The 12,986-nt window shown below is 73.3% G+C and carries 12 protein-coding genes; 6 read left to right on the top strand and 6 right to left on the bottom strand.

Annotated features, from left to right (window positions below; genetic code table 11):
* The first annotated feature begins 269 nt into the window (after nucleotides 1-269).
* Entirely contained in the window at nucleotides 270-1,574 is a 1,305-nt protein-coding gene (gene phoH2, locus EDD32_RS02315; RefSeq protein ID WP_246006234.1) for an RNA 5'-3' helicase PhoH2, read from the top strand.
* A gap of 88 nt (nucleotides 1,575-1,662) precedes the next feature.
* Here phoH2 and EDD32_RS02310 read toward each other — a convergent pair whose 3' ends face one another.
* Nucleotides 1,663-2,316: a carbonic anhydrase gene (locus EDD32_RS02310; protein ID WP_170175141.1), complete on the bottom strand. Its 654-nt coding sequence runs from the start codon at nucleotides 2,314-2,316 to the stop codon at nucleotides 1,663-1,665.
* Between the two features lie 130 nt (nucleotides 2,317-2,446).
* Between EDD32_RS02310 and EDD32_RS02305 the strand changes: the two genes are divergently transcribed.
* From EDD32_RS02305 to EDD32_RS02290, 4 genes are read left to right on the top strand one after another with little or no spacing between them, the layout of a single operon-like run.
* Nucleotides 2,447-3,712 (top strand): extracellular solute-binding protein, encoded by a 1,266-nt coding sequence (locus EDD32_RS02305; protein ID WP_246005937.1) that lies wholly within the window; start codon nucleotides 2,447-2,449, stop codon nucleotides 3,710-3,712.
* Nucleotides 3,713-3,723: 11 nt separating this feature from the next.
* The gene (locus tag EDD32_RS02300) at nucleotides 3,724-4,701 is read left to right on the top strand and encodes a carbohydrate ABC transporter permease (RefSeq protein ID WP_123920080.1); all 978 of its coding nucleotides are present in this window, start codon (nucleotides 3,724-3,726) and stop codon (nucleotides 4,699-4,701) included.
* 1 nt (nucleotide 4,702) lies between these two features.
* Nucleotides 4,703-5,551, top strand: coding sequence for a carbohydrate ABC transporter permease (locus EDD32_RS02295; protein ID WP_123914245.1), 849 nt, complete (start codon nucleotides 4,703-4,705; stop codon nucleotides 5,549-5,551).
* Between the two features lie 37 nt (nucleotides 5,552-5,588).
* Nucleotides 5,589-6,881, top strand: coding sequence for an ABC transporter ATP-binding protein (locus EDD32_RS02290; protein ID WP_123914243.1), 1,293 nt, complete (start codon nucleotides 5,589-5,591; stop codon nucleotides 6,879-6,881).
* Nucleotides 6,882-6,991: 110 nt separating this feature from the next.
* On the opposite strand, the gene EDD32_RS02285 is transcribed toward EDD32_RS02290, so the two are convergent.
* Genes EDD32_RS02285 through xseA form a run of 3 tightly spaced genes read right to left on the bottom strand, consistent with a single transcriptional unit; the run spans nucleotide 6,992 to nucleotide 9,816 of the window.
* Nucleotides 6,992-8,128, bottom strand: coding sequence for a carbohydrate kinase family protein (locus EDD32_RS02285; RefSeq protein WP_211338702.1), 1,137 nt, complete (start codon nucleotides 8,126-8,128; stop codon nucleotides 6,992-6,994).
* Nucleotides 8,125-8,466 (bottom strand): exodeoxyribonuclease VII small subunit, encoded by a 342-nt coding sequence (locus EDD32_RS02280; RefSeq protein WP_123920076.1) that lies wholly within the window; start codon nucleotides 8,464-8,466, stop codon nucleotides 8,125-8,127. Before EDD32_RS02280 ends, EDD32_RS02285 begins: the two co-directional genes overlap by 4 nt.
* Nucleotides 8,467-8,520: 54 nt before the next feature.
* Nucleotides 8,521-9,816, bottom strand: coding sequence for an exodeoxyribonuclease VII large subunit (gene xseA, locus EDD32_RS02275; protein WP_123914241.1), 1,296 nt, complete (start codon nucleotides 9,814-9,816; stop codon nucleotides 8,521-8,523).
* 291 nt (nucleotides 9,817-10,107) lie between these two features.
* Between xseA and EDD32_RS02270 the strand changes: the two genes are divergently transcribed.
* Complete coding sequence (locus tag EDD32_RS02270; protein WP_246006233.1) at nucleotides 10,108-11,139, top strand: 4-hydroxy-3-methylbut-2-enyl diphosphate reductase; 1,032 nt, start codon at nucleotides 10,108-10,110, stop codon at nucleotides 11,137-11,139.
* A 79-nt stretch (nucleotides 11,140-11,218) separates the two neighbouring features.
* On the opposite strand, the gene EDD32_RS02265 is transcribed toward EDD32_RS02270, so the two are convergent.
* Both EDD32_RS02265 and EDD32_RS02260 read right to left on the bottom strand, forming a co-directional pair.
* Nucleotides 11,219-12,421, bottom strand: a complete 1,203-nt coding sequence (locus EDD32_RS02265) for a DNA recombination protein RmuC (protein WP_123914237.1) — start codon at nucleotides 12,419-12,421, stop codon at nucleotides 11,219-11,221.
* A 40-nt stretch (nucleotides 12,422-12,461) separates the two neighbouring features.
* Nucleotides 12,462-12,905, bottom strand: a complete 444-nt coding sequence (locus EDD32_RS02260) for a hypothetical protein (RefSeq protein ID WP_123914235.1) — start codon at nucleotides 12,903-12,905, stop codon at nucleotides 12,462-12,464.
* Between the last annotated feature and the right edge of the window lie 81 nt (nucleotides 12,906-12,986).

Below are 12,986 nucleotides of genomic sequence, written 5' to 3'. Positions count from 1 at the left end.
CAGCTGCGGACGGGAGGGGCCGCCGGTCCCTCACGGGCCGGCCCACCGCCCCCACCACCGCCGGGTCGGGCGCGCTCCGCGCCCATCACCCGAGCAGCTGACGCGGCGCCACGGCGCCGGAGGGAGCCCTCGTGAGCCTCAACCGCACTTCCAGCGCCCCGCAGCAGGTCACCGCCCGGACCCGCCCCGCCGCCACCGCGGCCGCCCCGGCCGAGTCCGGTCCCGACGTCGCGGCCGAGCTCGGCGTCGCCGAGCCGACCGGCACCGCGCTGCGCACCTACGTGCTGGACACCTCCGTGCTGCTCTCCGACCCGCGGGCCATCCTGCGCTTCGCCGAGCACGACGTCGTCGTGCCAGTGGTGGTCATCACCGAGCTCGAGGGCAAGCGTCACCACGCCGAGCTGGGCTACTTCGCCCGCTCGGCGCTGCGCCTGCTCGACGACCTGCGCATCAAGCACGGCCGGCTCGACCACCCCGTCGCGGTCGGCGACGACGGCGGGACGGTGCGGGTCGAGCTCAACCACACCAACGACCAGGTCCTGCCCTCCGGGCTGCGGCTGGGGGACAACGACACCCGCATCCTCTCCGTGGCCGCCAACCTCGCCGCGGAGGGCAACGACGTCACCGTCGTCTCCAAGGACCTGCCGATGCGGGTCAAGGCCTCAGCCGTCGGCCTCAACGCCGAGGAGTACCGCGCCCAGCAGGTGGTGGACTCCGGCTACACGGGGATGGCGACGGCGGAGCTGACCGAGTCCGAGATGGCGGACCTGTGGGGGGCCGAGTCCCTCGTCGTCGACGACCTCGCCACCCCGGACGGGCTCGCCGACGCCCCGGTCCACACGGGCGTGGTCCTGCACTCCCCACGCGGCTCGGCGCTGGCGACCACCGCCGCGGGCGGGCGGCTGCACCTCGTGCGGGGCGACCGGGAGGTCTTCGGCGTGCGGGGCCGGTCGGCCGAGCAGCGGATCGCGATCGACCACCTCCTCAACCCGGACGTCGGCATCGTCTCCCTCGGCGGGCGGGCCGGGACGGGCAAGTCCGCCCTCGCGCTGTGTGCCGGCCTGGAGGCGGTCATGGAGCGTCGGGAGCACCGCAAGGTCCTCGTCTTCCGGCCGCTGTACGCCGTCGGCGGGCAGGAGCTGGGGTACCTGCCCGGGGACCAGCACGAGAAGATGAACCCCTGGGCCGAGGCGGTCTACGACACCCTCGGCGCGCTCGTCGCCCAGGAGGTCCTCGACGAGGTCATCGCCCGCGGGATGCTCGAGGTGCTGCCGCTCACCCACATCCGGGGCCGGTCCCTCCACGACGCCTTCGTCATCGTCGACGAGGCCCAGTCGCTCGAGCGCAACGTCCTGCTCACCGTGCTCTCGCGCATCGGCCAGAACTCCAAGGTGGTCCTCACCCACGACGTCGCCCAGCGCGACAACCTGCGGGTGGGGCGCCACGACGGCATCGCCGCGGTGGTCGAGGCGCTCAAGGGCAAGGAGCTCTTCGCGCACGTCACGCTCACCCGGTCCGAGCGCTCGGCGGTCTCGGCGCTGGTCACCGAGCTGCTGGAGGGCGTCGAGATCTGAGCGGCGGCCGCGGGCCGGGTCCCGGCGCGCCGCCGGGACCCGGCCCGCGGACTTCCTGGCAGGGACCGCCGACAGGGGCGCCGGGCCGTCAGCCGAGCGCGCCCACCGACTCGACGAGCACGGTCGTGCCCTCGGTGAGGGCGTAGTCGGCCCCGACCACGGCGCAGCGGCCCTCGGCCACCTCGGCGGCGACGAGCGCGGACCGCCCGTGCAGGCGCCGGACCGTGGCGCGCACGTGCCGGCGGCGCAGCTCCTCCTGCCCGGGCAGCTCGCCGGCGCCGGCCCCGGCGGCGACGGGCGAGCCGGGTTCGGTGACGAGCGAGGGCACGAGGCGGTCGACGACCTCGCCGACGAAGCCCGGTGCCGACGCACCGCTCACCAGGGCATCCGTGGCGGCGCGCACCGCGCCGCAGCCCTCGTGCCCCAGGACCACGACGAGGGGGGCGCCGAGGACCGCCACGCCGTACTCCACCGAGCCGATGACGGCCGGGTCCAGCACGTGCCCGGCGGTCCGGACGACGAAGAGGTCGCCGAGGCCCTGGTCGAAGACGAGCTCGGCCGGCACCCGGGAGTCCGAGCAGCCCAGGACCACCGCGAAGGGATGCTGGCCACCGGCCAGCTCGGCGCGACGGGCCGCGCCCCGCGAGGGGTGCTCCATGGCGTCGGCGGCGAAGCGGGCGTTGCCGGCGCGCAGCCGCGCCCACGCCTGGGCGGGGGAGAGGGTGGTGTCGTCGGTGTTCACCCGGCCATCCTGGCAGGCGTGCGCGGGGATCCGGCAAGGTGGCCTCCGTGATCTCGCGGCACGGTCTCCTCCGGTGGCAGGGTGTGCGTGTCTCGTGTTGGCTGGGTCACAGCTGATCGAGGGGGTCCACGTGCGACGACGCATACTCGCCACCGTCACGGCTCTGGCCGTCGGTGCTGCCCTGGCCGCCTGCTCGGGCGAGAGCGGCACTCCGACGCTGACCTGGTACATCAACCCCGACGCCGGGGGGCAGGCGGCGATCGCCCAGTCGTGCACCGAGGCCGCCGACGGCGCGTACGTCATCGAGACGTCACTGCTCCCGCGCGACGCCGCCTCCCAGCGCGAACAGCTGGCCCGGCGCCTCGCGGCGCAGGACGGCTCGATCGACATCATGAGCCTGGACCCGCCCTTCATCCCCGAGCTCGCCGAGCCGGGGTTCCTCGCACCCGTCCCGGCCGAGCTCGAGGCCCTGGGGACCGAGGGGGTCGTCCAGGGCGCGGTCGACTCCGCGATGTGGGACGGCGAGCTCGTGACGATCCCCTTCTGGGCCAACACCCAGCTCCTCTGGTACCGCGAGTCGGTGGCCGAGGCGGCCGGGCTGGACATGACCGAGCCGGTCACCTGGGACGAGATCATCGAGGCGGCCCGGAGCCAGGACAAGCTGCTCGGTGTCCAGGGCACCAAGGGCGAGTCCCTCACCGTGTGGATCAACGCACTGGTCGCCTCCGCGGGCGGCGAGATCATCGCCAACCCCGAGGCACCGGCGGACGAGGTCGAGCTGGGGCTGGACACCGACGCCGGCCGGGCCGCGGCGGACATCATCGGCCGCATCGGCGACGAGGGGCTCGGCGGGCCCGGGCTGCCCACCGCCGACGAGAACGCCTCGATGAACCTCTTCGCCTCCGACGACGGCTCCTTCATGGTCAACTGGCCCTTCGTGTGGGCGGCGCTGGGCGAGGCGAGCCCCGACGTCGTCGAGGACATGGGCTGGGCGATCTACCCCCAGGTCGAGGAGGGGGCCGACGCCGCGCCCCCGGTCGGTGGGATCAACCTCGGGGTCGGTGCGTTCAGCGACGACGTCGACCTGGCGTACCAGGCGGTGGAGTGCATCGTCGCCCCGGAGAACCAGGCGGAGTACTTCGTCACCAACGGCAACCCGCCCTCCTCGGTCGAGGCGTACGAGGACCCGCGCGTGGCCGAGGACTTCCCCATGTGGGAGACGATCAGGGACTCCCTCGACCTGGCGGTCCCGCGGCCCCAGACCCCCCGGTACAACGAGGTCACCCTGGGCCTCCAGGAGACGTGGCACCCGCCGTCGGCGGTCAGCCCGGACTCCAGCCCGGAGGAGGCCACGTCCCTCATCACCGCCGTGCTGCGAGGGGAGAGGCTGCTGTGAGCACCGAGGCCATGCCACCGGTCGGGGTGGACCGGACCCGGGAGCGAAGCGCCACGGGTCGGAAGCCGACCACCGGGCGGGTGCGCCGCTCGGACCGGGCGCGCGACGAGGTGCGCCTGGGCTGGATGCTCGCCGGCCCCGCGTTCGTCGTCATGCTCGCCGTGACCCTCTACCCGATCCTCCAGGCCGTCTTCGACTCGCTCTTCAACTTCCGCCTCACCGACCCCGACGCCCGGGAGTTCGTCGGTGCCGGCAACTACGCCGTGGTGCTGACCGACGCGGTCTTCTGGGACAGCCTGTGGGTGACCCTGCTCATCACGGTCGTCACCGTCGCGATCGAGCTGGTGCTCGGCTTCGCCCTGGCGATGGTCATGCACCGCGCGATCACGACCCTGCGCGGGTGGCTGCGCACCGCGATCCTCGTGCCGTACGGCATCATCACGGTGGTCTCGGCCTTCGCCTGGTTCTACGCCTTCGACATCAACTCCGGCGGATTCGTCAACAACTGGTTCGACTGGGTGCCCGGCGTCGACGAGAACCTCAACTGGTTCGCCGCCCAGGGGACGTCGCTCTTCGTCATCATCGCCTCCGAGGTGTGGAAGACCACGCCCTTCATCTCCCTGCTGCTCCTCTCGGGCCTGGCCCAGGTGCCGGGGGACCTCGAGGAGGCGGCGAAGGTCGACGGTGCGACCTCCTGGCAGGTGCTCAAGCGGGTGATCCTGCCGAACATGAAGGCCGCGATCATGGTCGCCGTGCTGTTCCGGGCCCTGGACGCGTTCCGGATCTTCGACAACGTCTTCATCATGACCAACGGCGCCAACGGCACCGAGGTCCTGTCGTTGCTGGCCTACCGCACGTCGATCGGGCGCCTGGAGATCGGGCTCGGCTCGGCGATCTCCGTGCTGCTGTTCCTGTGCGTGATCCTCATCAGCTTCGTCGCGGTCAAGGGCTTCAAGGTCGACCTGGCCAGCGCCCGGGGAGGGGAGTGACATGGGTGCCCTGACGACGAGGCAGAAGGTCGGCTGGGCCGCCATCGCGGTGGCGGTGCTGGTGTGGTCCCTCTTCCCGGTCCTGTCCATCATCATGACGTCGTTCAAGACCCAGGAGGGACTCTTCTCCGGGACGTTCCTGCCCCAGGAGTGGACGGGGGAGAACTACGCCGCCATCCTCGCCCCCGGCGGCAGCGCGCAGGACCTGTTCCTGCCCGCCCTGCGCAACTCGATCGGCATCTCGCTCATCTCGACCTTCATCGCCGTCGTCCTGGCGACCTTCGCCGCCTACGCCATCGCGCGGCTGGACTTCCCGGGCAAGCGGCTCATCCTCACGACGGCGCTCGCGGTGTCGATCTTCCCCGTCATCTCCATCGTCACACCGCTGTTCAACCTCTGGCGCAACATCGGGCTGTACGACACCTGGCTGGGCCTGATCATCCCCTACCTCTCCCTGACGCTGCCGATCTCCATCTGGACCCTCACGGCGTTCTTCAAGCAGATCCCGTGGGAGCTGGAGCAGGCCGCGCAGGTCGACGGCGCGACCACGTGGCAGGCGTTCCGCAAGGCCGTGGTGCCGCTCGCCGCCCCCGGCGTCTTCACGACGGCGATCATCGCCTTCTTCATCGCGTGGAACGACTTCGTCTACGGCATCTCGCTCACCTCGACGTCGGCGGCCCGGCCGGTGCCGGCCGCGCTCGCGTTCTTCACCGGGGCCTCGCAGTTCGAGGAGCCCACAGGGGCGATCTCCGCGGCCGCCGTCGTCGTCACCGTGCCCGTCGTCATCATCGTCCTGCTCTTCCAGCGCCGCATCGTCTCCGGTCTGACCCAGGGCGCCGTCAAGGGCTGAGGCCCCGCGGACCCGCACCCACGAAGGAGAGGCCCCGATGGCTTCGATCACCCTCGACAACGTCGTGAAGACCTACCCCGACGGGTTCACCGCCGTGAAGGGGATCGACCTCGACATCGCCGACGGCGAGTTCGTCATCCTCGTCGGGCCCTCCGGCTGCGGGAAGTCCACCCTGCTGCGGATGATCGTGGGACTGGAGGACATCACCGACGGCGAGCTGAGGATCGACGACGTCGTCGTCAACGACAAGGCGCCGCGCGACCGCGACCTGGCGATGGTCTTCCAGAACTACGCCCTCTACCCGCACCTGACCGTCTACGAGAACATCGCCTTCCCGCTGCGCCTGACCAAGGGAAAGTTCACCGAGGACGAGATCGACCAGCGGGTGCGCCGGGCCTCCACCCTGCTCGAGCTCGACGAGCACCTCGAGCGCAAGCCAGCCAACCTCTCCGGCGGCCAGCGCCAGCGGGTCGCCATGGGCCGCGCCATCGTGCGTGAGGCCAAGGCGTTCCTCTTCGACGAGCCGCTGTCCAACCTCGACGCCAAGCTCCGCGGGCAGATGCGCACCGAGATCGCCCGCCTCCAGCGCACCCTCGCCACGACCACGGTCTACGTCACCCACGACCAGACCGAGGCGATGACGCTCGGCGACCGGGTCGCGGTGCTGCGGCGCGGCGAGCTGCAGCAGGTGGCCAGCCCGCGGGGCCTGTACGACCAGCCGGTCAACCTCTTCGTGGCCGGGTTCATCGGGTCCCCGCCGATGAACTTCGTCCCTGGCATGGCCCGCGGGGACGTTCTCCACCTGCCCTTCGTCGACGTGCCCATGGACGACCGGCTGCGGTCCGCGGTGGGCGAGAGGGAGATCGTGATCGTCGGGATCCGGCCCGACTCCTTCGAGGACGCCGAGACGATGACCGGCGACCAGCGCAGCAAGGGCCTCCTCTTCGAGGCCGATGTCGACGTCACCGAGTGGTTGGGCGAGGTCCTCTACGCCTACATCCCGTTCGAGACCCACGAGGCGGTGCGGGGCAAGCTCGAGGAGCTGGACCGTGACCTCGACGGCGAGGGCATGCGCACCCAGCTCGTCGTGGCGCTGGAGTCCCTCTCGACCGTTCGCGACGGCGACACCGCCGAGCTGTGGTTCGACCCCGGCGCGATGCACGTGTTCGACCCCGAGTCGGGGGCCAACCTCACCCGGGACGAGGCGCGCGCCGACGAGCTCGAGGAGCAGGCCCGCGAGATGCGTCGCCGCGCCCTGGAACGGGCCCAGAAGCGCCACGGCAAGAACGAGGCGTTGGCCGGCGCCGGGGACGCCCCGGCCGCCGGCTGACGGCAGGCGCCGGCAGCACCCCCGGTCGCCGGGCGGCCAGACTCACCGGGCGGCCCGACTCACCGGGCGGCCCGACTCACCGGGCGGCCCGACTCACCGGGCGGCCAGACTCACCGGGCGGTGAGCTCCGCCCTGGTGGGCGGGTTCGCCCCGGCCCGCGAGACGGTGATCGCGGCGATCGTCGCCGCCGCGCGCAGCACCCGGGTGACGGTGTCCGCGTCGATGGCGCGCAGCGCCTCGCGGCGGTGCGCACCGAGCAGGCCAGCCGCCCACAGCCCGTCAAGGATGCCGGCCATGTAGGAGTCGCCGGCGCCGACGGTGTCGACGACGTCGACGCGCTCGGCGGGAACGGTGACCTCGCCCGAGGCGGCCACGGCCCAGGCGCCCTCCCCGCCGCGGGTGACGACGACGAGCGCCGGACCGGTGGTCAGCCAACGGCGGGCGACGTCCTCGGGTGCCTCGTCCGGGGCGAGCCAGGCAAGGTCCTCGTCGGAGACCTTGACGACGTCGGCCCCGGCGACGAGGCGCTCGACCGTCTGCCGGGCGGTGGCCGCGTCGCCCATGAGGTCGGGGCGGGCGTTGGGGTCGTAGGAGATCGTCGCCGTGCCGCGCAGGGCGTCGAGCGTGGCGGCCACGGTGCGGGCGCCCGGCTCGAGGACCGCGGCGATGGAGCCGGTGTGGGCGAGCACGGGCCGGCCGAGCTCCGCAGGGGCCTCGGGCGACCAGTCGAGGTCGAACTCGTAGCTGGCCGAGCCGGACCCGTCGAGCCGGGCCCGGGCCGTGGAGGTGCGCGCCGCGCGGCTCGATCCGGCGGAGAGCCGGACGTTCTCCAGCTCCAGGTGCGCGCGCAGCGTCGCGCCTCGGTCGTCGGCGGCGAACCAGGTGACCAGCTCGACGTCACGACCCAGTCGGGCCAGACCGACCGCGACGTTGGCGGGTGACCCGCCGGGGTGCTCGACCGGCTCCTCGCCAGGGCGCTCGACGATGTCGACGAGGGCCTCGCCGATCACGAGGGCACCGCCGCCGTCGTGGTCGCCGGGGAGGCCGTGCTGATCGGCGCCGTAGGCCTCGGTCGTGGGGGGCTTCGGACGGGCGTCGAGCTCGGGGTCGTGCGCGGGGCGGAAGGGGTCGTGCTCGGCGGGAGCGCGGGAGGAGCGCTGCACGGGCTCCTCCGGGCCGGGTACGGGACCGTCCGGCGGCGGGGTGGGGCCGACCGGGGCGGGACCGTCGGGCGCGGGGGTGGTCATCGCTCGTCCTCCTCGGGTACGCCGGCAGCGGCGTCGTCCAGGGCGGCCTCACGGTCCGCCGGGGTCTCGGTGCCGGCGGCCGTCTCCTCCGGCGCCACGGCCGAGTGGGCCGAGTCCAGGCGTCGACGGGCGCCGTCGAGCCACTCCTGACAGTGCGCGGCGAGGGCCTCCCCGCGCTCCCACAGGGCGAGGGACTCCTCGAGGGAGGCCGAGCCGGTCTCGAGGCGGCGCACCACCTCGACCAGCTCCTCCTTCGCCTGCTCGTAGCTGAGTGCGGACACCTCGGAACGGTCGTCGCTGGGGCTCACGCGGCACAGTCTGCCGCAGCCCGGGGACATCCGCAGCGTCGCCCCCCGGCCGTGGACGTGCACCCGCTGGTTCGCCTCCGGCGGTCACCCCGAGGACGGGCCGCCCCGCGTACCGGCGGGTCCGCCCGGGTGGGAGCCGACGACGTCCACGTCGAGCCGGCCGCCGGCCAGGAGGGCCTCGAGCCGGTCCCCGACCGCCACCTCGTCGGCGGAGCGCACGACCCGCTCCGGCGTGCGGAGCACCGCGTACCCCCGGGCGAGCGTCGCGGCGGGGGAGAGGGCCACCAGCCGGCCGTGGAGGGCGTCGAGCTCGGCGCCGGCCCGCTCGGTGCGCCAGGTGAACGCGCGGCGGGCACCGGCGGTGAGGCGAGCGACCTCCTCGGCGCGGCGGGTCACGAGGGTCGTCGGCTCGGCGAGGACCGGACGCGAGCGCACCGCGTCCAGGCCGCGCTGCTCGGCCGCGACCCGCCCGGCGACCGCCGCCCGGATGCGCTGACGCGACTGCAGGACGCCGCGTCGCTGCTCGGCGACGTCGGGGACGATCCGTTTGGCCGCGTCGGTCGGGGTCGAGGCACGGTGGTCGGCGACGAGGTCCACGAGAGGCGTGTCGGTCTCGTGCCCGATCGCCGAGACGACCGGCGTGCGGCACGCGGCGACCGCCCGGACCAGCGCCTCGTTGGAGAACGGCAGGAGGTCCTCCACGGAGCCGCCGCCCCGGGCGAGGACGATGACCTCCACTGCTGGGTCGGCGTCGAGCTCGGCCAGGGCCGCGCACACCTCGGTCACGGCACGGGCGCCCTGGACGGCGACCTCCCGGATCTCGAAACGCAGCGCCGGCCACCTCGCGTGGGCGTTGACGACCACGTCGTGCTCGGCCTTGGACTCACGGCCGCACACCAGACCCACGCGGCCGGGGAGGAAGGGCAGGGGGCGCTTGCGCCCGGCGTCGAAGAGGCCCTCGGCCGCCAGGACGCGCTTGAGCTGCTCGATGCGGGCGAGGAGCTCACCGACGCCCACGGGACGGATGTCGTCCGCCTGCAGCTGCAGCGTGCCGCGCTTCGGCCAGAAGGTCGGCCGGGCGTGGACGACGACGTGGGAGCCCTCCTCCAGGGGCGCCGGCAGCGCGCCGACCACCCGGGCGTCCACCGCGACGGGCAGCGACATGTCCGCCGCGGGGTCGCGAAGCGTGATGAACGCGAGCGACGCGCCCGGGCGGCGGTTGAGCTGGACGACCTGCCCCTCGACCCACAGCGGGGACATCCGTGAGACGTACTCGGTGATCTTCGACGACAGCAGCCGAACCGGCCAGGGGTTCTCCGGGGTCGTCTCCAGCGCCCGGGCGGCGAGGCGGCGTGGGGCGGGCGGGCTCTGGCTGCTCACGGTCCCACCCTCTCACCCGGCGCCCACGGGGCACGGTGCCGCCGCGGCACCTCTACCGGCAGCCCTCGATGGTGCACCCACGGGGCAGTCCTCGGTGTGCACCCCTGGGGCGGCCCTCGGTGCGGTCGTTGCACGGTCCCGGTCGTCCGCGACGCAGGTCACGGCCGCGGGAGCGGGCGCAGGATGCCCCGCCCGGCGGGCCCCACGTACCCTGGGTGGGTGACTTCTGCGCAGACGACCCCCGCCCCGGCGACCTCCTCGCTCGCCGGCGCCTCGGCGTTCCCCGCCCCGGTGTCGTCCGAGCCGTCGCCGGAGGGCAAGCGGATCCTCCTGGCCGCGCCCCGCGGGTACTGCGCCGGCGTGGACCGGGCGGTCGACGCCGTCGAGAAGGCCCTGGAGCTCTACGGTGCGCCGGTGTACGTGCGCAAGGAGATCGTGCACAACAAGTTCGTCGTCGAGACCCTCACCGAGCGGGGGGCGATCTTCGTCGCGGAGACCGACGAGGTGCCCGAGGGTGCCCGCGTCGTCTTCTCCGCGCACGGCGTCTCCCCGGCCGTCCACGCCCAGGCCGCCGCACGGCACCTGGCCACGATCGACGCCACCTGCCCCCTGGTGACGAAGGTGCACAAGGAGGCGGTGCGCTTCGCGTCGTCCGACTACGACATCCTCCTCATCGGCCACGACGGGCACGAGGAGGTCGAGGGCACCCAGGGCGAGGCGCCCGAGCACATCCAGGTCGTCAACGGTCCCCACGAGGTGGGCCAGGTCCAGGTCCGGGACCCCGAGAAGGTCATCTGGCTCTCCCAGACCACGCTCAGCGTCGACGAGACCATGGAGACGGTCGCGCTCCTGCGCGAGAGATTCCCCCACCTGCAGGACCCGCCCAGCGACGACATCTGCTACGCCACCCAGAACCGGCAGGTGGCCGTCAAGCGCCTGGCACCGAACGCCGACGTCGTCATCGTCGTGGGGTCGGCGAACTCCTCGAACTCGGTGCGTCTGGTCGAGGTCGCGCTCGAGGCCGGCGCCGGCGCCGCCTACCGGGTGGACAAGGCCGACGAGATCGACCCGGCCTGGCTCACCGGCGCGACCACCGTCGGGCTGACCTCGGGGGCCTCCGTGCCGGAGATCCTCGTGCGCACGGTCGTCGACCGGCTCAAGGAGCTCGGGTTCACCGGGGTCGAGGAGGTGCGCACCGCCACGGAGGACATCATGTTCTCCCTGCCCAAGAACCTTCGCGCGGACCTCAAGAGCGCCGGCGAGCAGCCGGACCGTCCTCACCGCGCGCGTCGTGAGCGGGCCGTGGCCGGCGCGGAGGGCTGAGCCCACCGCGCCGATGCTCTCGCACGGGGGCGGGCACGGAGCTCCGCCCCCGCCGCACCCCACCACGGCGGCGGGTGGGCTAGGCGCTGCGCTCCGTGACGAGCTCCGGCGCGGTGAACTCGCGCACCTGACCGTCGTCGGACGAGACGGGCGCCACGGCGAGGGAGTCCCCGGCGAGGGACTCGAAGTCGCGGGCCGTGACGAGGAGGCGCTGCTCCACCGAGGCGACGACCTTGTTGTAGTGCTGGACGCTCGCCCGCAGCGAGCGGCCCAGCGCGCTGACGTGCCCGGCCACGACACCGAGACGCTCGTAGAGGGTCCGGCCGAGCTCGAGGAGCTCCTTGGCCTCGTCGGCCACCTGCTCCGCGGACCAGATCGACGCCGTCGTGCGCAGCAGGGCGAGGAGGGACGAGGGCGAGCACGGCGCCACCCCGAGCCGCAGGGCGTGCTCGAGCAGCGTGGGATCTGCCTCCAGGGCGCCGGCCAGCAGGCCCTCCGAGGGCACGAACAGCACGACCAGCTCGGGCGAGCCCGGGAGCTGCTCGTGGTAGCGCCGCTTCGCGAGGGCCTCGACGTGCGCCCGCAGCGCCTTCGCGTGCGCGGCGAGGAGGCGTTCGCGGCGTTCGGCGTCGGCGCCCGTGGCCCGTGGTCCGATCGCGCTCGCCTCGAGGTAGGCGTCCATGGGGACCTTCGCGTCGATCGCCACGTAGCGCTCCCCGGGCAGGTGGACGACGACGTCGGGCCGCCCGGCCCCGCGGGCCGCCCCGCTCGGCGCGAGAGCCCGCTGCTCCACGAAGTCGACGTGGCGCATCATCCCTGAGGCCTCCAGCACCCGGCGGAGCTCGACCTCACCCCACTGTCCTCGTGCCGATGTCGACCGCAGCGCCGACTCCAGCTGCGCCGTCGTGCGCTGGAGCTCGGCGTCGGCCCGGCGCGCGTGGTGGAGCTGCTCGGTGAGCACGGTGAACTGCTCGGTGCGCTCACGTTCGAGCAGCGCCACGTGCTCCCCGACCTGGTGCAGCGCCGACTGGACCGGCGCCAGCGCGCGCAGGACGTCCTGGTCCTGGCGGGCCCGTTCCTGCAGCCCCTCGACCTCCTCGGCGAGCCGGTCCGCCCGGGCCCGCGCGGTCGCTGCCTCCACACGCAGGTCGGCCAGCTCACCGGCGCGCTCCTCGCGTGCCTCGCCCACCCGGGCGGCCGCCCGGACCGCTGCCACGGCGAAGCCCGCCACCAGGCCGGCCGCGAGGGCGACCAGCGCCACGATCCACGTCGTCGTCTCCATGCATGCCACCCTCCCAGCCCCCACCGACATCGGGTGTGCGTCAGGTTTGTGGTGTCGGGCTCGTGGTCGTGGGCCAGAGGAGGTCGTCGCGTCTGGATTGGTGGAGGGTGCGGAGGGCGAGGACGGGGTCGAGGCCGTGGATGGTCCAGTGCATGCCGGCTCGTTTTGCGCGTTGTTTGACGATGGTGTTGCAGGCGGCCTCGACGGGTCCGGAGCCGATGTAGTAGCCGTTGGCGCGGAAATCGGCGTACTGCATGCGGTGGTGATTGGTGGTGAAGTAGGCGACCTCGGTGGCGGCGGGGCGGGCCAGGTCGGGGGCGTGGTCGGATAGGTCGAGGCGGTCGACGGCGGCGGCGATCGCGGCGGTGTGGCCCAGGTCGAGCTGGTCGACGAGGTCGGCCTCGAACGCGCCGGGGTCGTCCAGGACGAGGGTGAGGAGCTTGGTCAGGTCGGCGAGGTGCTCGCGGGCGTGGAAGTAGTCCACGATCTGGGTCGCGTGGGTGAAGTGGGTATCGGCGATGTTCCAGATCCATTTGGCGCCGTCGCCCAGGACGATGGGTTGGCG

Origin of the sequence: Georgenia muralis, assembly GCF_003814705.1 — a bacterium.
GTDB classification, from domain to species: Bacteria; Actinomycetota; Actinomycetes; order Actinomycetales; family Actinomycetaceae; genus Georgenia; species Georgenia muralis.
Note: the sequence above shows the minus strand (reverse complement) of the source record. Positions and strands in the feature narration are given on the sequence as shown.